Below are 21,984 nucleotides of genomic sequence, written 5' to 3' on the forward strand. Positions count from 1 at the left end.
GAGTATTGTGAGGAAATGTCGCAATTTGCAAAGAAATATTCGCAAAGCGAAATGGTTACTTTCGATGATACAGTATAGAATCGGTGCACAAATTATCTCATGGATTCTCCCAGATCGCCTGACCTGGGAGTGAACGAACCCCAAACTACGTACTTATAGATGTCGCAGTCTGCCCCAAAAAATTTCTTCCCTGTAGGTGCTTCGTATGCGCCGCTCGCCAAAGCGCGTGAAGTCAGTATCGACCAATGGGAGGAGGATATAGCGAATATGCAGGAACTCGGGCTGAATGTTTTTCGGCTCTTCATTTGCTGGGATCGCGTTGAGATCCAACGCGGCCAACGTGATTTTTCGCGGATCGACCATGCTTTTGATCTGGCGGCTAAAAAGGGCGTCAAAGTCTTGGCCAACGTGGGCGGAACTTTCAGTAGCCTGCAGGGGATTTATTCGCCACGCTGGCTAGTCAATGAATGTGGTTGCACGCTTTTAACTCCAACGCAGGGAGCGACTCCTGAACTGAAGGCCAATCGCTTCTACCTGTGCTACGACGATCCGACTTATCAGCGCGAAGCAAAAGCTTTTATTCAAGAAGCGGTGGCCCGCTATCAGAATCATCCCGCGCTGTTGGCATGGTCGGGGTGGAATGAGCCGAGACTTTCTGAGTGTTTCTGTGAGCATTCGATCGCGGCGTTTCGTTCATTTCTGAAAGATAAGTATCACTCATTGGAGGGCTTGATGGAAGCGTGGAGCACCGAGTTTCCTCTCCGCTTCGATAGTTGGGACGAAGTCTACCCACAGGCACAGGCGGGCTTTGAGCATGGAGGCTATGCGCCCTATATTGACTGGAAATCTTTTGTCGCGGGTAATCGTACCAATAAGTTTAATCTAGTTCAGTCATGGATCAAAGAAGTCGATGCGACGACTCCAGTGATTTCACATATCGCAGTGCCGTCGGAGGCAGATATCTTTGGCGAAGAAGACATTCTTGGAGTGAGCATTTACACGGTGCATCGGCAGGGGAAGATCGGTGAGTTTACGCCCTATTACTTTACTTTTGTTCAGAATGCTTGGCGCATACAGGAAGGCTTTCAACCGAATCGGGCCGATCCCGATGGATTCTGGGTGGTGGAGACCGAGGCGGGGCCTGTGTCTTGGGTGCACGGTATGCAGCCCTACACCTATTCACCACGTAAGATGAATGCGCGGGATATGCACTATATTGCCTTTGGTGCCCGCTCGCTCATTCGTTGGCTCTACCGGAGTCGCGTGTCGGATGCCCAGGCAGGTGAGTTCAATCTGGTTGGCTGGGATGGACGCGTTACGCCGAGAGCCGAGGAGTTTGGGCGTTTGGGGCAGTTTCTCAATCAACATGCCGACTTATTTCTCAATCATCATACCGATCATTCAGGGGTGATGATTTTGGACTCCACGGATTGCTCGACCTTGGCGGCGGCCGAGGGGTATTATGGGCGCTATTGGACCAATGTCCCGTATTTATATAATGCCTTTCTGCACATCGGTGTGCGGCCTCAAGTTTGTAACGCACGCCAAATTATGGAGGGTATTTTGGACGGAGTGAAAGTGCTCTACATTCCATTTCGCCCCTATGTGTCCGATGCCATGGCGTCTGTTTTGCGTAGCTTTGTCGAGGCGGGCGGCACGCTGATCGCCGAGTCTCCCTTTGCCATCAAGAATATGGAAGGCGTCCATCATGAAGTGACTCCTGGGAAAATGACCGATGTGTTTGGGGCACAAGTTTATGATCTTGGCCGTATTCAAGAAGCGACTTGTGGCGGTATCCCTGCCGCTGATTTTAAGGCGGAAATCGATGTTCAAACTGCACTGGTTGAAGCGAGTTTTGAAAATGGAGATCCTGCAATTGTTAGTCACCGCTTTGGTCGTGGCACTGCCGTGCTCTATGCATCGCTTTTGAGTAATGCCTATCAACTCAATGAACCTTTTCAAGCTGAAGACCTCAAGCTGCCCACAATTAGCTACGCCGAAGGTGAAGCATTCCGACAAGAGTTACGCCAACGAGTTCAGGCGGCAGGGATTGAGCCCGCGTGGGAATTGAGTGACATCAGTGATGAGAGTCGCATCAATATACAGGTGATTATTCGGCAGTTACCTGATGGGCGCCGGATGATCTTTATTCTTAATATGGATGACAAAGCGAATACATGTACGCTCCGCATTCCTGGGCTGAATGATGTTGAGGAAATTGGAAATTCCGAGACCGAGTGTGCCGTTGTCCTTGAGTCGGATCAGATTCAAGTGCGTTTAAATGAATGGGGTTGGACGGTGTTATGCGGATAGACGAGATTGATTCAAATTTTCGATCTCAACAGATCGGAGATGAAGTCATCCATTTCCTCGATGCGAGGAAAGCTCCCTTCGTTGTCGAAGGATTCCCTTGGTCGCGGACCGATCAAGCGCTGTATCGTTTGCCACCGCATTTTACGAAAAATGAAGTGAATGAAGGGCAACTGCGATTGGCACATCACACCAGTGGGGGAGTCGTCCGTTTTGCGACTGATGCTCGGTATATCGCTCTGCGCGCAAGCCTGCATGAGAACTGCGATATGGACCACATGCCACGCACGGGAAGCATGGGCTTTGACTTGTATCGTGGGCATGGGGCCGATTCGATTCATGTGGCCACTGTAAAGCCGCAGCGCGATCAGATTCAGATCGAGCAAATTATAGTGGGTAATGAGGCAGGCATGCAGGAGTGGTTGCTGCATCTGCCTTTGTATAGCGGTGTCGATTCGCTTGAAATCGGAGTGAGTCCCGACGCAATGATTAAAGAGCCGATGCCGCATCGAATCGAGGCTCCCGTCGCATTCTATGGCTCTTCGATCACCCAAGGCGCTTGCGCTTCGCGTCCCGGAAACGCCTATCCAGCCATGCTCTGCCGAGAGATGGACGTGGAGTTGATCAATCTTGGTTTTGCGGGGGCGGCCCACGGAGAGATGTCACTGGCAGAGGCGATCAGTGAGCTTCAGCTCAGTGCCTTCGTGATGGACTATGATCATAACCCCGCCACGGTGGAGCCCTTGCGAGCGACGCATGAACCCTTTTTTAAAATCATTCGAGAAAGACAGCCTGACTTGCCCATTCTCCTTATTTCACGCTGTGACTTTTGGGATTATAAAAATACCGAAGCCTGTCGCGAGCGACGCGAGGTGATTCGCCGTACGTGGCGTCATGCCAATGCGTGCGGAGACCAGAATGTTTACTTTATCGATGGCGAGCAACTCTTTGGTGATCGGCATCGTCCTTGGTGTACCGTCGATACCTGCCATCCAAATGATTTAGGCTTCTACAAAATCTTCGAGCATGTGCTTCCTATACTCAAGCAAGCGCTTTCAAACCATTCTTACTAAGTCTTTCAATATGTTAAAAAATACCCCCTCTAAAGTAATGTTTCGTGCGGCGACTTTGATCGCTACAATTTTGAGTAGTCAATCGGCCGTCGCCAACGATGCGCTCGGTCAGCTTCCGGATCCGACTCCCTATCTCGAGGCGAGTAGCTATGCCAAGCAAACGCCTGTATTCAATGTGGGCTCTTTCTCTCTGGATGGATCGATGCACCAGCAAGCGTCCTACGCAGTGGGCAATAAAGCTGTGTTTGTCCGTAGAATCGAAGGACGAAACAAGATTGTGAATGATGCCTCGGTCACCATTTACGCAGACGGCAAGCAGGTGGGGCGACTCAGTTTCTGGGGGCAGAATCAATACGGACACGGCACCCCATTTCAAGGTTTAGAGGGGCAACCTGAACAGCTGAGTATCGATGAGACTGCTGAAACGATTCATTACCGAAAGCCTTATCGGACGCAAAGCGGGCGTGTTGCAAGCTTTAGCTATACTCTGAGTGCCTTGGATGATTCATGCATTCAGCTTGCCTATGATCGGGGGATTAGCGAAGAGGAACTGGAAGACGAACCCGCGATCGCTTTGAATTTTTCCTCGCGTGAGAATCATCGGGGTAAGCGTTTTTCCTTTGGTGGCGAAGCGTATGAACAAATGGCAGCTGCGGCACTCATGGAGGTCGGGTTGACTGAGCGCAGACCCGTCTCTGGCGACATTGCCTTTGAAGCTTCGAACCCCGCAGAATCTTACACGATTCAGTTGCCGGCAGGCAGTCAGGGCACCCTACAGGAAAAATTTTTTATAGGCTACGGTAAAGAGATCTTCGATATCTATGCACGTATCGATCTACCCCAGCAGACCCAGGGCAGCTTGATCATCGATTTCGGTGCAGCGGCCGAACTCGAGCAGACGCCGCCCCCCGTCGGTGGCTTGGACTTCTGGAAGATGAATGGCTTTCACGTCCCAGAATCGCCTACTTTGAACCTTTTTCCGAATCCCAGTTTCGAACAAGGGCTTCGCTATTGGTCCTGGGGGGACAGTGGTTGGTATGTGGCAGAATCTCCGCCGCGCTATGACATCGTTGCCGAAGGCTTATTTGGCAAGAGCGCATTGATCCTGCGCACGACCCAGCACAAGGCACCGACGATGAAGTCCTTCCCACTCTCTTTGGATAATGGAAAAACCTATACGCTGAGTTTCTATGCGAAAACACAGACGAGCGCTCGATCGGATTTACGTGTGGCCTTATCAAGCACGGCACAGGGAGGCAAGTTTGTTGGTAAGCGCTGGGGCAATGTTTTTGGCGATGCAGATAACCCAGATGCGAAATTCACGCTGACGGATACATGGCAACGCTATTCACGGACCTTTGTCGCGGATGGTGCTGGTGTGCATGTGCAGTTGTCGGGCTATCAGAGCAATGTCTTGATTGATGGTTTTCAGCTTGAGGTGGGGGATTCGGTGAGTCCCTTTGCCTCGGACCCGATCGATGGATTCTTTACCACCGCTAATCCAGATAATGATTTGGTGTTCGGGGAACCGCTTGAGGCAGCCTTCGAATTTGTTGGTCAGCCGAACACTTCGGGGATGGTGGAAGTGCGTGTTGAAAACGCCTACCGAGAGGTGGTCTATTTGGCTCAGCTTGATATTGTGATGGGTGAATGCGGGGAGCAACGCGTGGCCCTGGATCTCGATCCGAAGCACTTGGGGCAAGGGATTTTCGGTATTCGTGCAGATTATCAAGTCGATGGCTACAAGACCTATACCGATTACTACCGGATGTCGATTATGGCTCCTTTGGATAACACGCATGCGACCAAGGATGTGATGGGGTCGAATGGAGGCTATGTGACGACCTCTCGCGGCGAAGATCTGGCACGGAAGTTTATGGAATGGGGCTTAGGTTCCGCCAGCCATGGCTATATCGTGCGTGAAGGTCGGCCGACCCATATACAAGATTTCCAGAAGAAATATCGGATTGCCAATTACGTGCACACTATGTGCGGGAAAGTTGATGGCTTGGGGCAGGAACTCTTCCATACCAAGGAGGTGCCCCCAGAGTTACTCGAGCGCATTGAGAAAATTTCTTATGAAGAAGCGCTCAAATATGACCCCGAACAAGCTTTTAGTTGGGCATTTCACAATGAAGAAGAAGGTGGCTACCTGATTCGTAATGAAATGTATGATGAGTATTTTAAGATACAGCAGGCCTTTATTAAAGGACTACGGAGGGCCCACCCTGATGTCTTAATTGCGCCGACCCATGGCACCAGTGGCTATTCCAAGTTGCGTGGTTACGATGCGATTGAAGGCTATCTAAAAGCTGCCGATAAACAGGGCTTCAAATATGATGCGATTTCGGTTCACCCATATTGGAATTTGGATAAAGGAACGCTTTCGAGCTATGACCTCGATGAGGAGACCGCTCGCTTGCAGGCGCAGATGGCTCGCTACGGTTATGGAGAAGAGACGGCAATCTATTACCCGGAAGCCTTTAATGTGCCTTGGGTGAACATCCCTCAGTGGGGCGCCGATAAGTGGGGGGATTCCTATCGCACCGGCGGTAGCCCCACCTACGATATCGGAAATCGCGAGTTTATCCATGCCGCAAGTGCGGCCCGCTTATGGATCATGAGCTTGAAACACTGGCCACAATTGAAAACGACCAATGTCTGGATTTCGCGTCCCTTTGTAGATATTTATCTCTCACCCATTCTCATGTGTAAGGCTTCCAATACACTGGGACATCTGATGCCATGGGTGGAATTTCAAGAAGATATTAAGCCATTTCCGGGCGTGCGTGGTTACTCGTTTAAACTGGAAGATGGCTCAGGCATCGCCCCCATTTGGACCACCAATCACGATGTCGAGAATGGACTCAAGCGCGGTGCGAAGCTGCTCGTGAAATTTGATCAGCCGGTCGAATTCTATGATTTAATGGGTAATCAAAGACAGGTCGAAGCCGATTCAGCAGGCTATATAGAAATACCGCTCACGCCCGCACCGCTATTCGTTAAAGCCGCCAATGTCGAGCGACTGACGAAGGCTCTGCAGGAATCCGAAACGACTAATGTCGCCTCGACCGTCGCCGTCTCGATGGTGCCGGAGATCGACGGTTCGGTCGCTGCCAAAGTGAAAAATTTGACCGGACGTCCGCAGTCGGGCGCACTCGAAATCGGAGGGCAAATACTTCCCTATCAAGTGGACGGTGGAGAGGAAGCATTGCTGACCGTTCCTGGCTCCCAAGGAAATACACCGGGTGAGATGTATACGGCGGATCTGACATTTTCCATCATACCCGAGCGTGGCGAAGCCGTTGAAAAAGCGTGGGCGATGGATTACTTCTATGTGCCGAAGACAGACGGCATGCCCGACTGGAGCGAGGTTCCTACATTGGAGCTGAAAAATCGTTATCAGCCCGACTTGTTCACTGGCGACGAGGACCTCAAAGCGACTTATCAATTGGCATGGGATACGAAGCATCTCTACCTGCGCGTGGAGGCCGAAGACGATACATTCATTCTTTCACCAAAAGTGTGGGAGCGTGCTAAGTCGGAGCAAAGTCTCTATGCACACGATGGCTCGCTTGAGGTCTATTTTGATACTGGAGCGAATGGCCGCACCAATCTGGCTAAGACGTATGATGAGGATGATTACCGCTACGATTTCTCCATCTCAAAGAATATGGAGTCGGGGCGTGGGCAAGTCTGGCGCCTGCGTGGCGTGAACTGGCAATTCGCCGGTGGTGTGTCCATGCCGACCAAAGAAGAAGCCGCGGCTCAAGTGGTGAATGACTTCCAAATCACAGAGCAGGGCTATAGCTACACCATCACCTTCAATCGTCGCTTCCTCGAGCCGATCGCTTTGCGTGAGGGAACAGTGGCTGGGTTTGCGCTCTACTTGCATGATAAGGATGCGAACCCCGATGTCGGTGGTTGCCCGAAGGGACTCTCTCTGGGCACAGAAGCGGGGAGTCACTGTGATTACAAACCACACTTGTGGCCGCTGATGATTCTTGCGGACGAACAGTAAGATTGACTATGGATAAAACGATCGAGCAGAGTGAAAAAACGGAGATGGCCGACATTTTTGATGGTTCGGATATGTCGGAGTTTTTTAAATACATCCCAGACGATGACTTGTTTGTAGATGAAGGTTTTGAGCGCAATCCACATCCTGGAGCACAGTGGTTCCCCGGGGTTGGGCTCGGGCTTTTTATTCATTGGGGTATATCCAGCGTGCAAGGTCAGTATGATCTGTCGTGGGGGATGATTAAACGGCCCCCAGGTTATGCAGAGGGTAAACGCCATTACTGTGGCTTGCCGGCAGTGACTCGGCACGTCCCGCCTTCGGTCTATTGGCAGAGTGCGGAGCAGTTTGACGCTAAAAACTACGACCCCGATGAATGGCTTTCGGCAGCAGCGAAAGCAGGCTTTAAATACGCGATTCTGACTACAAAGCATCATGATGGCTTTGCCTTATGGCCGAGCGAGCACGGTGACTTTAATACGAAGAAATACATGGGAGGCCGCGACTTGGTCCAGGAATACGTCGATTCATGTCGACGGCATGGACTGAAAGTGGGGCTCTATTTCTCACCGCCAGATTGGTATCAGTCGCGTGAGTACATGAACTACTCCTGTGACCCCGATCAACCTTGTTTGGATTACAACTGGGAGCCGATCACGGACACGACTTATACGCCTGCCAAACAGGGCAATCCGATACATTCACGATTTGGCCCCGTTGAACTGCGAAAGCAAGTAAGGGAATACAATCGTTTACTACTTGAAGAATTGCTGGGCAACTATGGGCCGATTGATCTCCTTTGGTTTGATGGCCCTGGTGGGGATTGCATGAGTGTGCAACGCATGCGGGAATTGCAGCCACAAATTTTGATTAATCACCGTGGCCGACGTTATGGTGACTTTAACAGCGCGGCAGAGAATGCTTTTCCTGAAGAGAAACATGATCGCGGGTGGTGGGATTATTGCAACGAACTGAGCGATGGTGGTTGGGGCTATCTTAAGCATGAAATCTATAAGCCGACGGCATGGTTTTTGGCTGAATTAGGAAAGACCCGTGCTTGGGGCGGCAACTTTGTGGTGAATGCCGCGCCCAACTGTCATGGTGAAATGCCTCAGGCCTATTATGATCGAATGGAAGAGATCGCCGCATGGATGCAGGACAATGCTGAGTCGGTGTTTGATGTCGAAGGCACTGTTTATTGGCCCGAGCAGTGTAATGTTCCTGTCACCCGTAGTGGCGAAACGCTCTATTTACATGTGCATTGGCTGGTGGATACACCAGTTGTATTTTCGGGCATCGAAGAACCATTGGCAGTCAGTCTCGAGGGGCATGCAATACCTTACCACTATGAAGCCGGTCAGCTGACCGTGGAGGTGCCTCATCCCCTGTCATCGACTTTGCCCAAAGTCATCCAATTGCAGATGCCCATCAATGTAGCCGTGCGGAGATGAGCTGATCGCGCAGATTCTAACCATACTAACATGAATAAAAAACACAATAGACCCATGAAGCCCATACTCATCAAAAAAACAATCCCTCTCATCGCAAGCTCTGCCTTAATGGCGATGTTGCATACTTCTCAGGCCGCCACTGTTTGGACTGGCAGTAGCGATGGCGCCTGGGACACGACCACAGCCAATTGGACCGATGGCACCGGAAACCTCTATACGGCTGGCGATGCTGTGCAGTTTGGCGATAGCAGCGGTGCGAATCTAGACATCAGTTTGTCGGCGGCACAGAGCCCAGCATCCATACTCTTTGCCGACGACGGTGCGGGCACGAATGCCTATTCCTTCAGCACCAACGCCATTAATGGCTCAGGTTCGGTAACTCTTGAAAGTGGGTTCGGGGGATCTGTGCAGTTTAATGTCGCCAACGGCTACTCCGGTGGCACCACCGTTAATGATGGGACATTAATTCTTGGAATTGCGGGGGCGCTCGGTAGTGGCAGTCTAAATCTAGGGGGCGGCAGCATCCAGAGTTCTGGTGTATATGGGAATGCGGTGAATGTGACAGGGACGACTTCAATTGTCGCGACCACAAGTGTCACATTCTTTACCGGCGTCATTACGGGATCGGGCACTTTGAACTTTGGTGGCACCGACAATGGCTCGGTCCTCGGGACTGCTGGAGTCAATAATGTGAATGGGTTTACGGGAACCATCACTCACACCAATGTGGCGAATACCACAGCTTTGAATAACTTGCAGTTCAATGGAACAAACGTGACTTCAGCCAGTTTGGAAACTTATGGCGCCAGTCTCTATTCCAGCTCTGCCACGGCCACGACGACCCAGCGCTATGTGAATCTCAATGGCAATCTTGAGGTCGGTAAGCTTTCAGGGGACGGTGGTGTGATTGGTATTGGCAATACCGAGACACGGACTTTAACCGTGAATCAATCAGATGACACGAGCTACGCTGGCCAATTGGCCTTGGTTAATGCCAGTAGCACGTTGAATCTGCATAAGAAGGGCACCGGCTCGTTGACATTGACCAATGCTAATAGCAACTACACCGGGGCAACAACTGTGAGTGAAGGCCAGTTAAGCGTGAGCTCTACGGGCGTGCTAAGTGGCACGAGCGGGGTGACCATTGGAACGGCGGCGACGGACGCGGCTGCAGAGTTTAGTTATAACAATTCGACGACCGCTCTAACCGCAGCGGTTTCTTTCGCGGCAGGGTCCACGGGAGGTAAATTAAGTGGTATCGGTGCCATCGATTCGGGCATCACCGTCACCTCTGGTAACACAATTGCTCCGGGGAATAGTATCGGCAGCCTCAGCACAGGTGCTCAGGTTTGGAATGGGGGCGGAACGCTGGAGTTTGAGTTTAAGACAGACGGCACAGGCACGGCTGGAGTGGACTGGGATCAATTAGTCATTACCGGTGGTCTGGATCTGACAGCCGCTTCAGCGGGCACTCCGTTCAACATTGAGCTAGTCACGATGAGTGACAGCAGCACGCAAGGTCTATTGGACGCTTGGGACCCGAACGAAAGCTATGTATGGACGAGCATTGTTGCGACTTCGACGGGTGTGACTGGGTTCAGTGCAGACAAGTTTGCCTTTGATACGGCTGGTTTTCAGAATGATTTGAATGGTGTCTTCAGCATCGTTGAAAATGGCAACAACCTGGACTTGGTTTACACCGCAGTTCCCGAGCCTGGCAGCTATGCTTTAATGGCTGGCTGCCTGGCACTTAGTGCAGTGATGTTGCGTCGGCGGGTAGAGTAAGTGCCTCCGTGGAGATTGTATATATCAAGGCGCATCGCTTCGGTGATGCACTTTTTTTATCGAATGTGTCTAAGAGTCGTTATTTTTCGCTTGCAGGAGTTTTTTACGTGCTTTGCTACGGAAGGCACCCGGACGCTGATTTGTGTGTTTTAAATAAGCGTTGGAAAAGGCATAGGCAGTCTGGTAGCCCACTTCGGAAGCGATGGCATCTATGGCTAAATCTGTATGTAACAGCAGTGCCTCTGCGCGTTTCATTCGAAGCCGTAATACCATTTTCATCGGAGAGCATCCAAAGTGTGTTGCGATTAATTTATAGAGGTAGCTGCTACTCACATTCACTCGTTCTGCTAGGCATTCAGTGGTCCATTCATATTCAGGTTTAAATTCGACATCCTTCCATAATGCATTGAGCCGTTGGTGTATCGCGCCGTAAGCGGGCTCGCTGTTGAGTAAAAGCTCACGGCGTAGAGTGAGGGAAATGAGCTCAGCGTAGTGTAGACTCATCGATTCAGAGAGTGGTGTGGAGCTTAGGGATTCCGTCTCAAAGCCCTCCATCAATCGCTTGAGAGTATTCATATCGTTTGCGGGACGTATCGTGGCCTTGGTATTGTGTAGGTGTTTCCATTGTGAAATATCACTGAGGTGGAACCATAAGCCCGCTGCTTGTTTAGAAGCTGTTTCGATATAATGTGGGAGTTGTGCGGGGCAGAGTATGACATCACCAGCCTGCGCAAGGCGCGAGCTCTGACCGTCCTCACAGTGGACGCTTCCTTGAGTGACATACCATACGAGGTGAGTCACCGAGCAGGGGGTGCCAGCTCGAAAATGACCTTGTAGTTGATCTTCGCCAGCGTTGACGACTCCGAGCTCCCGTAAAGGGCGACCGGCCGCATGGTTGATGGGGATGCAGAAAACACGCGAGTTTGATTCGAACTGGATCCAGCGACTAATCGTGGGCTTGAGAGGGCGGTGATGCATAATCAAATGAGGATAGTTTTGAGTATTTATTTGATATGCGCAGACATTGTCTGATGGCGATAATAATGCTACTGTTTTGGGATGTCTACGATGATGCCTGAAACGAATGAATTATCCCTTGAATATCTCTCTCTTGTTCCACAGGACAAGGGGCTCTCGCCGGAGCAAATTGCGAAGCTTATGGAGCGAGGGCATGCTGAAAGTTATACGGGAGATGCGCTCCAGAATATTGGTATGCCGGTAGGCGGGCTGTGCTGTGGCACTGTATATTTAAGTGGAGATGGTCGGCTGTGGCTGTGGGATATTTTTAATAAATCCAAAATTGGAATCGTCCCCGAGGGAGCTACCTGGATGGACAAAAAGCTGATGCCTACGAATGGTTCTGCGTATGTGTGCCCACCGCAAGCGAAGGACTATCGTGAATTTGAGCAACGTTTTGAAATCACAATTAAGACCTCGGAAGGGATCCACCACCGCACGCTTGATTCAGATCCCCAAACGGGCTTCAGTCATGTCGAGTTCTGCGGACAGTACCCCATCGGCACAGTTGAATTCAGTGATCCGAATTGCCCAGTTGCGGTTACATTAAAGGCGTACTCGCCCTTTATCCCGCTCAATGTCGCTGATTCTAGTTTGCCGGCTACGATTCTGCAGTATTCGGTTCGTAATCACAGTGATGTTGCGGTGGAAGTCTCCGTGCATGGATTTCTGGAAAATGCCGTGATGCATGACTCTGCGGAAGGGCTGCTCCAACGTGATCTGAGAACGGCTGTGGAGGAGGGTATGACGTATTTACACTGTACCGGTGAAGTTCGTCAGCCACCGATGTCCACTGGGCGGCCGGATATTTTATTCAGCGATTGGTCGGGCGAGACTTATGAGGAATGTGGTTGGTCCGTCGAGGGGGAGGCCTTCGGTCAGGGCCCGATATACAAAGATCAAGCACCGATTCACCATGGCGATATGGGGGGAGACAGTGATCGGGTATTGAATACTTCGGCGACGTCACCGGGGAGTACGATGCATGAGCACGATTTGGCCAAGGGGAAACTGACTAGCCGTGCATTTCGTATTGAGCGTGCATTCGTGAATACATGGATTTCGGGGGGGAATTACCCCGGGGAGATTGCTGTCAATGTCGTGATCGATAACGAGGTGGTCAGCACGATTACGGGGGTGGACAACAATCGTTTGCTGCCTCGTTCGATGGATGTTTCGGCTTACATGGGGCGAGAGGCGATTTTGGAGGTCGTGGATGATTCGGCCTTAGGGTGGGGCTGGATTGGTTTGGGGCGCATTTGGTTTAGCGATGAGATTGTGCCGTCCGAGCGCATCGATAATCGTCCGGACTACGGTGACATGGGGTTGGCACTTTTAGGAGCTCCTGCTGATTTTATAGCAGAGGACCAGCAGGGACACGCGGATGATCGTTTGATCGGTTCTTTGGGACGTCGGCTGGTACTGCAAGCTGATGAGGAACAAGGTGTCGATTTTGTGGTGTCGTGGTTTTTTCCTAATATTCGTAATATTTTAGAAGGTGGTTTGCGGCACTACGCGAGCCGATTTTCCGATGCCCGCGAGGTTGCTCGCTATGTAGGAGATCACTTTAAGCGACTGTCTAAGGAGACCATGTTGTGGCGTGATACCTGGTATCATTCGACTCTGCCACACTGGTTTCTCAATCGTACCTTTGCCAACACCTCAGTGCTCGCGACGACGACTTGTCATTTGTTTGATGATGACCGTTTCTGGGCTTGGGAGGGCGTCGGTTGCTGCGCGGGAACATGCGCCCACGTATGGCACTACGCTCAGGCACCTGCGCGTCTTTTCCCAGAAATAGAACGCAATCACCGTGAGCATATTGATTTCGATCTGTCGTTGCTGGCGAATGGAGTGCTGCTTAATCGCAGCGAATTTCGCAATGAGCGAGACCATGGGGATGAGTATTTTGTTATCGACGGGCAGGCCGGGCGCATCCTCGGGGTCTATCGAGAGCATCAAATGTCCAAGGATGCAGCTTTTTTGATACGTGTTTGGCCTAATGTGAAACGAGCTATGCGGTATATTATGGAGCGAGACGAGCACCGCGATGGCATACTTAAAGGACCCATGCATAATACACTGGATGCCGACTGGTATGGTGTGGTGCCGTGGTTTTGTGGCCTGTATCATGCCGCTTTACGTGCCTGTGAGGCGATGGCTCACATCGTGGAGGATGAGGCATTTGCCATCGAGTGCCGAGCGATTCTTGACTTGGTTGCGGCCCAGTTGGACGCGAAGTGCTGGAACAATGAGTATGGCTATTATGTGCAGTTGCCTGATCATCAGCATCCCGGGGAGGTGGGCGTATACGATGGTTGCCATATTGATCAGGTATTTGGTGAGAGCTGGGCATGGCAAGTTGGACTACAAGGTGTCATGAGCCGTGATAAGGTAAAGCAGGCGCTGCGCTCGCTTTGGCAGTATAACTTTGTGCCTGATGTGGGTCCCTATCGTGAGATGAATCCGCGTGGGCGTTGGTATGCGGTTGCCGGCGACGGTGGATTGTTGATGGCGACACATCCATATGGAAATAGTTACAAAGTGGCCGAAGGGAAAGACGCTACGGTGGGTTATTTCAACGAATGTATGAGTGGGTTTGAGCATGAAGTGGCCAGTCATATGATTTGGGAGGGGATGGTCGGCGAGGGGCTTGCGATTACCAAAGCCATTCATGATCGATATAGTGGCCATAAACGTAATCCTTATAACGAGATTGAGTGCTCCGATCACTACGCACGCTCTATGGCTAGTTATGGCTCATTTATCGCCGCATGTGGTTTTACGCATAATAATCCAGCAGGTTCGATTGCCTTTGCGCCACGAATTCATCCCGAGAATTTCAAGGCAGCCTTTACCGCGGCAGAAGGTTGGGGCACTTTTACCCAGGTGCTAGAAGCCGATCGTTTGCTTGCTTCAATTAAGCTAGTCTGGGGAAACTTATCCTGTCGCACGCTGGGGCTGACATGGCCCTGCGCTGCTAGCGAACCGATGACACCTAAGCTTCAAGTCGAGGGGTTCACTGGCAAGGTTTCTGTGCGGAAGTCAGGTGCTGAGCTCGTAATTGAATTTTCAGATACTGTGAGCCTGAGTGCGGGAGGTGAGCTCAAGCTGACTATCTATTGAAGTGGTGTTTCGCGCGATTGTTAAGTGCAGCTTGAGTTACTGGTTCGTGTGATGATCACTTCTTTATCGGGAGCGAGGGCTCAATGGCTTTCGCGATGGTTTCGGCAAAGAGTTGTGACGCCTTGGGCCAGTGAACTCCGTCGCCACTACTGAGCTGTGGGTGATCTTCACAGACGGCCCAGAGGTCGATGGTGGGGATGCCTTGATTTTGCATTATGGTATCGGAGAGTTGATTGAAGGTGTCGAGTCGAGTTGATCGCTTATAGTCAATGGTACGTTGCTTATTTGCATCCACGGTAGAGTAGGGCGTGCAACGAACCCAGAAGAACTGAGTGCTTGGAGCCAGCTCTTTGAGGAAATGCACGATCTCCGTCAAATTCTCGGGATAATTCTCAACGGAGCAGGACTGTGGATTATCAGGGTTCCACATGTGCAAGGTCATGGGGTTCCAAGACACTACATCGTAGGGGCCGTTGGCGAGCACCCCACGATAGGCGCGCTTAACCTTAGCGTTCTTGTCTTGGAGGTCAACGGGCTCATACCAGCGTCCTCCGACCCAGTAGTCCACGTAGGCTTTGTCCCTGAAGTAATCGCTAATGTATTCGCGGTAGGCGATTGATATCGAGTCTCCCACCACGAGTATTCGAGGCAGAGAGGGATCTTTGATTTTGGCGCGAAACATCGTGTATTGGTCGCCACTGGTGCTGAGCATGATTTCGGTGCTGCGATCATAGCCTTTCGGGAAAACTGCATCTTGGTAGAGCTTGATATTGCGTAACTGATACGCTTGAGGCGATTTTCCGGTCGTGTATCCACCTCCGAACCGTAAGGGGCGCTCGCTCGGGCGAATGGCGTCCGTTGCGGCGAGCAGTAGCCCATTCTTAAAGATCAGTAATTCTCTGTCTTTGACCAGTAATGTGATGGTATTAAATTGATCATCCAGAAGCTTGGGGAGTATGGCCATTTTCTCTCCGTTGATATACATCCACGCACAGTTGTAGCTGGGGGGGTGGTAGACCAACGCGAGCCCTTGTTGCGCGTTGGTATCAGTGTTGGAGCAAAGCGTAATGGAATGACCGTTGATTGCGCTCGCAGGTCGTTTGACATCGAACTCTATCGTGTAAGTTTCCTGATCCCCCAGCAACTCCACTGGAATTGCAAATGTGTTTTGCGCGTCTACCTCTATCACGCCTTGGACCGGATGTATCTGACCTGTGGAGAGTGTTGGGGCGATCATTTGCTTCCCTAGTTCCCAGACGGGCTGTGGCCTGTGGGCCCATAGGCTTGTGATGATGCAGGCGAGGGGGATTGTAATCAATTTTGTTTTCATGGCTTGTCTCCTGTTTTGCCGCATGTCAGTGGGGGATGCGTAGATTCTGCGTCGAATTAGTCTGTCAATGTTAAAGCATGGACAAGCCAGTTGCGGCGTGAAACATTTGAATATAATTTACGGTGTCTATATAAGTGGCGACCTGGTGGCTTAACTATCACTAAATCATTGACAGGATAATTCGACGTAGAATAAATGAAGGAGTCACTGTCCCTAACTTCTCTAACCCCATTACATGAATACTAGTGAAATATTTGTTTGCTGTGTTCGGTTTATATGCCGTGCATGGATACTGTCGAGCTATGAGTGAATCGTATTGGACGCAGCGAGGTGGTTTAGTGCGGACCGCAAGTAAACTTAGTCGTGGGCGGCGCTTTACGATCGGTTACATCGGTGGATCATTGACGTATGGGGCAGATGCCTCGGACCCGGAAATGTATTCCTGGCGTGCGAAAACGACAGCATGGTTTCGTGAGCGATTTCCTGCGATTCGTTTTGAGGCAGTCAATGCCGCGATTGGTGGTACCGGTTCTGACTTTGGAGTGTATCGAATCGGTGAGGACTTATTGAAGGCAAGTCCTGATCTAGTGTTTGTCGAGTTTTCGGTGAATGATAGTAGCCGTGCCCTGAGTGAGCCCGATCAAGTTTCGGCGAGTATGGAGGGGATTATCCGTCGTATCTATACTGCGAATCCGCATGCAGAGGTCGTCTTTGTATACACTACGATGAAAAGACTAGAGCGGTTTCATGCGAGTGGTGAGCTGCCACCTGCGGTGCAGTTAAGTGAATCCTTAGGAGATTATTATGGTATTCCTTCGGTGAATATTGGTAAAGCTTTTTGGCGCTATTTACAGGCAAATTCTATTAGTTGGGAAACTCTGCTGCCTGACCATGTGCATCCGAAGGATGAAGGCTATGCGGTGTATTCGCAGGCGATCACCACATGGTTGGATCGACTGGATTGGTCGCGTAGCTCTGCAGCGGCCTATGTCATGCCGACAGCCTTAAACGATCATTTGCCTATGCGGGCACAGATGATTCCCGCATCTACGTATGCCAATGATTACTGGACGGTGGTCGAGCAAGCCATCGAGCAATGGCCGAATCATCTCTTTTGTGAGACCGCTGGGCACACGCTTACGATAACGTTTACTGGTAATGCAGTGGGGGTTGCATGGATTTCTGCCTGCGATGCAGGTGTTTTGGAATATTCGATCGATGGAGCTGCGTTTCAACGTCGAACGAGTTGGACGCCACATGGGGGGACGCGTGGTATGCTATACGGCAATTTGTTTCATGATCCGCTTCGTGGGACTGGGCTTGAAAATGGACATCACACGCTGACGATTCGGGTTTCTGCGCAGCCCGACGATAACTCAGTTGCAAATCGTTTAAGGATTGTTGCATTTATCATAAACGGGACCTCGAATTTATATCAAAAGCATTGCGAGGCTTCTTAACCAATACTGCTGTTATAATTACATGAAGGAGTGGGGGACATCTACCAAGTATCAGCTTAATTATGCTAGCAATTATGCTTGTATGAAAGCTCGGTGTGCGGGGAGCGCGGTCATTATTTCACTGCTGTTGATGTCATTCATTTTGTTACTCTGTCTCTCTTTAATGACAGTTGTGACTGTAGAGAGTAAAAGTTCTGGCATACATAAGACCAATATGTTGGCAGAACAGAATGCATTACTTGCGCTTCAGATCAGTTTGGGAGAGCTGCAGCGGGCCATGGGCCCTGATCAGCGTGTGTCGGCCTTGTCAGATATTCTGACTGTGAGGCAGCCACATCGAGATCGCGATGCAGTGGCGATGAAACAGACGAAGTGGGCTGGCGTGTGGAATGCCGCAGGCGGCTTGCGCAATTGGCTAGTCAGCGGTAATGAGGGGACCCTTGAGGCTGTTTCTCCCGTAGCGGATGCGAGCCCTGATTATTCACCTGCGGATGCGGTCGACGGTTTATTGGCGAATCAGTCGCCGAATGATCTGGTGACTGTAAAAGGGGAGCCCGGTGTTGTCATGGTTGCATCCGGGAGCGTCGGCATAGACGATGTGGATTCAATCGTAGTGGCCCCCCGAGTTGATGTGGATGATGTGAGTGCCTATGCCTGGTGGATTGCGGATGAGGGGCAGAAGGCGAGTCTAAACTTGATCGATCGCTATGAGGCGGATAGCGAGAGCCTTGACTCGGCCCGATTTCTTTCATCGCAGCGTAACGCGATTGAGTTGCTCGATGGATGGGCTGAGTTTCCAGTGTCTGGCACCGCAGCTCTGGACTTGGATAAGCTGCATAGCTATTCTGAGGTGGGGTTGTTGGTACCTGCGATGACGGATGCTGATCTTCACGGACATTTTCATGATCTCGCGGTTCACTCGGCTGGTTTACTAACAGACGCACGAATCGGTGGCTTGAAGCGTGACCTAACTTACCTCTTTGAGCTCTCGGATGCCGATTTTGATGTGGCCTTAGATAGCTTGTACGCAGATTCGGGGTACCTATTGAGCGAGGACGCTGAAGGGGCGACGCCGATTGCCCAGACTGGCAGTATCACACCAGATGGCTTTTTTGATACCTATCCACTTCTTGATTCGCAACATTTTCAAGCTTGGGGTGTGGGCGCTCCGAGTTGGGAGCAGCTGCGATCGTTTTACAGGATCAAAGATGATATGACGGGCAATGGGGCTCCCGTTCGTCCACAAATCGCCACCGAACATGGGATATACCCTACGCTGGTGCAAGCGCGTCTATTCGGAGGGATTAGCCGCCGTTTGGTGAGCAATGGAGCTGACAATGCCGTTGATACCGATGATGATGAAATGGAAGTGTATTTGCATACACGCATTATGGCCGTTTTGGCTAATCCCTATTCAGTTGATTTAAATGTCGGTGAAATGTTTGTATCAATTTTTCCGCGTAGCAGCGGCTTCAAGGCGGGGGAACCTGTATCCGGTGATCCAGATGAGAATTCTCCGATACTTGAGTCATTTGGGAGCAATCAAGATATCTATAATAAACTGCAACTGCGCATCTCCAATCAAGTTATACCAGCTGGTAAGGCTTTGGTGTTTACTCTCCGCCCACCGACAGCTTCGGCCAGTAGTGGTGAGGCGGATTTATCAGATATCAATTATCCGGTTTGGTTGCATCAGGATGAAGGAACCTACGAACTAGACAATGACTTTGATACCGCAGTTTCCTTGCGTAAAACATTACCTGGTGGTCCTTACACTCGTGCAGAGACTGATGGTGTCTATCTGTGGGGGCATCAAAACACTAATTTAACCGTAGTGACTTGGGGGAGTAATCCTTCGGATCAAAAAACTGTCCTCCAGTTCTGTAACTCACTCGGTGGTAGCACGACGGGTCGCTACGATCACTCTGCTGGCTTGGGGGAAAATCCACTGGAGCTGGATGGGGATATACTCTGGGGAGGGGGATATCATTATATCTTATTGGATGTCTCCAATACCAGTTACATTTATAATCATGGTTTTACTTCGAGCAACTACGTGCGCGAAGTGAATTGGCGTGCTCCTTATCGCCCCCGCTTTGCGGTTAGCAATACGGGGGGCGATTTGAGAACGCATTTGCCGATTTATCAAAGTTCTTCGACGAATCTCTCTCGATTCGGGGATGGGAATTATGAAATCACTTTCTTGAATTTTAAGGAAATTGCCTGGGGCATGTTAAATGAAAGTTTTGCGGGGGTGGATCCGCTTTACGAGAATCGCTTTTACTATTTACCGACGCAAGACGAGCCAATCAATTCATTGGGCCAATTGCAGCATTTCAATGCTGCGGGCTATCTGCCCGCCCCGGAAAATGGGGGACTTGCCTATAGCTGGGGAGCCAACGCGATCGAATTCGGGGTGTATGGAAATTATAATGCACGGCAATACACTGATTCTAATGCTTTGGACACGAAACAGTTGGATCATGATTTGCCGATTGGTAATGCGGTGGCCTCCCGGCACATTCCTCGTGAGCGCGTATATAATGATAACAGAAAGATCGGCTTGCGCCACGATGCCTCTTGGCTGCTGAATGCTGCGCTTTGGGATCGTTTCTATTTTTCGACGATGCCGCAGACGGGCAATTTTGATATCGCGACGCAGAAGTTACTCAATAACCGCTACCAGCCCATCACTGAGACTACGGTGTCTGCAGATGCATTGCGTGCCTCACCGACAGCATTTGCCGAGAATATGGCGGCGGAGGGAAGTTTTAATGTCAACTCGACCTCAGTGGATGCTTGGAAGGCATTCCTAGCGGGCACCTTGGATGTCGACTATCAAGGGCAAGCGAATGTGAATCAAGCCGTGTTTGCACGGACGCCGCAACAGGCTGCTAATCCACCTTCAGACGGATCCCCAGAGAAGCTTCTCGAAGCCAATGCATGGAAGGGCTACCGAAGCTTAGATAGCGATGATATAGATCGCCTAGCTACGGCGATCGTGGATCAAGTGAAGCTGCGTGGCCCCTTTTTGTCGCTACAACATTTCGTCAACCGCTTACCAGTGGCCGCAACAGACGATGAGGAGGGAGTCGGTATTCGAGGGGCTTTAGAGGCAGCGATCCAAGTGGCCGAGCTCAACGAGCCACCCGTTCCTGAAAGCAGCACGGGGCAAATATCTTATTTCAATACGATGAAGGTGAATTCCGATGTCGTGGATGCAGAACATGGCTTTGCCAATTCCATTGAGGGAGGCCCCGGGACGATCAGTCAGGCCGATTTACTTCAGCCACTTGGACCCTATATTAGTGTGCGTTCCGATACTTTTAAAATACGTTGTTCCGGTATCGCTAAAGATCCGGTGACTGGTCAGCCAGCGGCTCAAGTCTGGTGTGAGGCCGTGGTGCAACGTGTGCCTGAGTTTGTGGATGCGACTCAAAGCCCAGATACCGTGCTCGACTCTGAGGCGACTATACATTTGAATGATATAAATCTGCGCTTCGGTCGCCGCTTTCGATTAGTCTCATTTAGGTGGCTTGATAAAAATGAAATTTAAATTCTCCTATGTTTTGTCGCGGCTTTGTTTGCTGCTGTGCATGATCCTTTCGATCTCTGTGTGTGCGAAAGAGAGGCCCATCTGGGTGCGTGCGTTTGGAGTTGAAAGCAGCATTGAGGGTTTGTTTTTCGAAACGAATGGCGAGTATCGGGAGTTGGCACTTCGTGCTTTTTCGCCATCAAATCCGACCAAGATCCCTATCGACGGCGATTCGTTGTATTTGTATACCAAATACATAGATGCCGAAACCGGGCTGCCCATGTATCAAAGATCGGGCAGTCTGGATGTTCCAAGTGCTTCTAAATTGCTGACTTTGGCAGTGGTGCCGATGCCTGCCATCGATGCTGTGCCTCAATTCAAGCTGATTGGCTTTGATGATAATGATCCTGCATATCAGGAGAATACGATTCGTTTGATTAATTATAGTCCCTATGATGTTGCAGCAATGTTTGGTGACCAACGAGTGCTGGCTAAATCAGGCAAAACAGTCTTTCAGCAGGTTGATGCCGATGAAAAGGGGCGTGTGTTTGGGGTGGCTGGTCGTTTGATTTCCTCAGAAAATGGCTACGACTTAGAAACATTTTACCAAGGACCGATTATAATCATGCCGGGCAGGCGCGTCACTATGTTAGTTTCGTATAGTGTCGAGGCCTTGCGGGCACGCGGTGAAATGTTGATGATGGATGCACAGGGGAATCCGCGTCCCGAGTTCGTAGTGGCTCAATGGATGGAAAGGGCGCCACGTCGTCCTGATTGATGCTGCCTGTTCAGATTGATAGGCCTCTGGTTGACTTCGATGTTATTCATCGTTGAATCTATTGCGATGGTTTAATGTTCCGATCACCCACTGGGGCATTT

At 50.7% G+C, this 21,984-nt stretch carries 11 protein-coding genes; 9 read left to right on the plus strand and 2 right to left on the minus strand.

Annotated elements, in window-relative coordinates; translation table 11 throughout:
* The first annotated feature begins 159 nt into the window (after window positions 1–159).
* The 5 genes from SH580_RS19220 to SH580_RS19240 are packed head-to-tail and all read left to right on the plus strand — an operon-like array spanning window position 160 to window position 10,637.
* A complete protein-coding gene (locus tag SH580_RS19220) occupies window positions 160–2,313 on the plus strand; it encodes a beta-galactosidase (protein WP_319832431.1) in 2,154 nt (717 codons plus the stop codon).
* Complete coding sequence (locus tag SH580_RS19225) at window positions 2,304–3,383, plus strand: SGNH/GDSL hydrolase family protein (protein ID WP_319832432.1); 1,080 nt, start codon at window positions 2,304–2,306, stop codon at window positions 3,381–3,383. The genes SH580_RS19220 and SH580_RS19225 overlap by 10 nt, the downstream gene beginning before the upstream one ends.
* Before the next feature lie 10 nt (window positions 3,384–3,393).
* Complete coding sequence (locus SH580_RS19230) at window positions 3,394–7,404, plus strand: phage head spike fiber domain-containing protein (protein WP_319832433.1); 4,011 nt, start codon at window positions 3,394–3,396, stop codon at window positions 7,402–7,404.
* An 8-nt stretch (window positions 7,405–7,412) separates the two neighbouring features.
* A complete protein-coding gene (locus SH580_RS19235) occupies window positions 7,413–8,852 on the plus strand; it encodes an alpha-L-fucosidase (protein WP_319832434.1) in 1,440 nt (479 codons plus the stop codon).
* Window positions 8,853–8,906: 54 nt separating this feature from the next.
* Window positions 8,907–10,637, plus strand: coding sequence for an autotransporter-associated beta strand repeat-containing protein (locus SH580_RS19240; protein WP_319832435.1), 1,731 nt, complete (start codon window positions 8,907–8,909; stop codon window positions 10,635–10,637).
* A 69-nt stretch (window positions 10,638–10,706) separates the two neighbouring features.
* Here SH580_RS19240 and SH580_RS19245 read toward each other — a convergent pair whose 3' ends face one another.
* The gene (locus SH580_RS19245) at window positions 10,707–11,615 is read right to left on the minus strand and encodes a helix-turn-helix domain-containing protein (protein ID WP_319832436.1); all 909 of its coding nucleotides are present in this window, start codon (window positions 11,613–11,615) and stop codon (window positions 10,707–10,709) included.
* 90 nt (window positions 11,616–11,705) lie between these two features.
* On the opposite strand from SH580_RS19245, the gene SH580_RS19250 reads away from it, so the two are divergent.
* Entirely contained in the window at window positions 11,706–14,780 is a 3,075-nt protein-coding gene (locus SH580_RS19250) for a GH116 family glycosyl-hydrolase (protein ID WP_319832437.1), read from the plus strand.
* 55 nt (window positions 14,781–14,835) lie between these two features.
* Here SH580_RS19250 and SH580_RS19255 read toward each other — a convergent pair whose 3' ends face one another.
* Window positions 14,836–16,110, minus strand: coding sequence for an SGNH/GDSL hydrolase family protein (locus SH580_RS19255; protein ID WP_319832438.1), 1,275 nt, complete (start codon window positions 16,108–16,110; stop codon window positions 14,836–14,838).
* Between the two features lie 302 nt (window positions 16,111–16,412).
* Between SH580_RS19255 and SH580_RS19260 the strand changes: the two genes are divergently transcribed.
* The 3 genes from SH580_RS19260 (at window position 16,413) to SH580_RS19270 (ending at window position 21,883) form a co-directional block, all read left to right on the plus strand.
* Window positions 16,413–17,570 carry an SGNH/GDSL hydrolase family protein gene (locus SH580_RS19260; RefSeq protein WP_319832439.1) on the plus strand — a complete coding sequence of 386 codons (1,158 nt, stop codon included), beginning with the start codon at window positions 16,413–16,415 and terminating at the stop codon, window positions 17,568–17,570.
* Window positions 17,571–17,784: 214 nt separating this feature from the next.
* A complete protein-coding gene (locus SH580_RS19265) occupies window positions 17,785–21,126 on the plus strand; it encodes a hypothetical protein (protein ID WP_319832440.1) in 3,342 nt (1,113 codons plus the stop codon).
* Window positions 21,116–21,883, plus strand: coding sequence for a hypothetical protein (locus SH580_RS19270; protein WP_319832441.1), 768 nt, complete (start codon window positions 21,116–21,118; stop codon window positions 21,881–21,883). The genes SH580_RS19265 and SH580_RS19270 overlap by 11 nt, the downstream gene beginning before the upstream one ends.
* Window positions 21,884–21,984 lie beyond the last annotated feature (101 nt).

Origin of the sequence: Coraliomargarita algicola, from assembly GCF_033878955.1 — a bacterium.
In the GTDB taxonomy this organism is placed as follows: Bacteria; Verrucomicrobiota; Verrucomicrobiia; order Opitutales; family Coraliomargaritaceae; genus Thalassobacterium; species Thalassobacterium algicola.

Bases quoted from the DNA above. Each gene is read 5' to 3' on its own strand.
- SH580_RS19235 (WP_319832434.1), top strand. From the start codon at position 7,413: ATGGATAAAACGATCGAGCAGAGTGAAAAAACGGAGATGGCCGACATT.
- SH580_RS19230 (WP_319832433.1), top strand. From the start codon at position 3,394: ATGTTAAAAAATACCCCCTCTAAAGTAATGTTTCGTGCGGCGACTTTG.
- SH580_RS19220 (WP_319832431.1), top strand. From the start codon at position 160: ATGTCGCAGTCTGCCCCAAAAAATTTCTTCCCTGTAGGTGCTTCGTAT.
- SH580_RS19240 (WP_319832435.1), top strand. From the start codon at position 8,907: ATGAAGCCCATACTCATCAAAAAAACAATCCCTCTCATCGCAAGCTCT.
- SH580_RS19250 (WP_319832437.1), top strand. From the start codon at position 11,706: ATGATGCCTGAAACGAATGAATTATCCCTTGAATATCTCTCTCTTGTT.
- SH580_RS19260 (WP_319832439.1), top strand. From the start codon at position 16,413: ATGAGTGAATCGTATTGGACGCAGCGAGGTGGTTTAGTGCGGACCGCA.
- SH580_RS19265 (WP_319832440.1), top strand. From the start codon at position 17,785: ATGTTGGCAGAACAGAATGCATTACTTGCGCTTCAGATCAGTTTGGGA.
- SH580_RS19270 (WP_319832441.1), top strand. From the start codon at position 21,116: ATGAAATTTAAATTCTCCTATGTTTTGTCGCGGCTTTGTTTGCTGCTG.
- SH580_RS19245 (WP_319832436.1), bottom strand. From the start codon at position 11,615: ATGCATCACCGCCCTCTCAAGCCCACGATTAGTCGCTGGATCCAGTTC.
- SH580_RS19225 (WP_319832432.1), top strand. From the start codon at position 2,304: ATGCGGATAGACGAGATTGATTCAAATTTTCGATCTCAACAGATCGGA.
- SH580_RS19255 (WP_319832438.1), bottom strand. From the start codon at position 16,110: ATGAAAACAAAATTGATTACAATCCCCCTCGCCTGCATCATCACAAGC.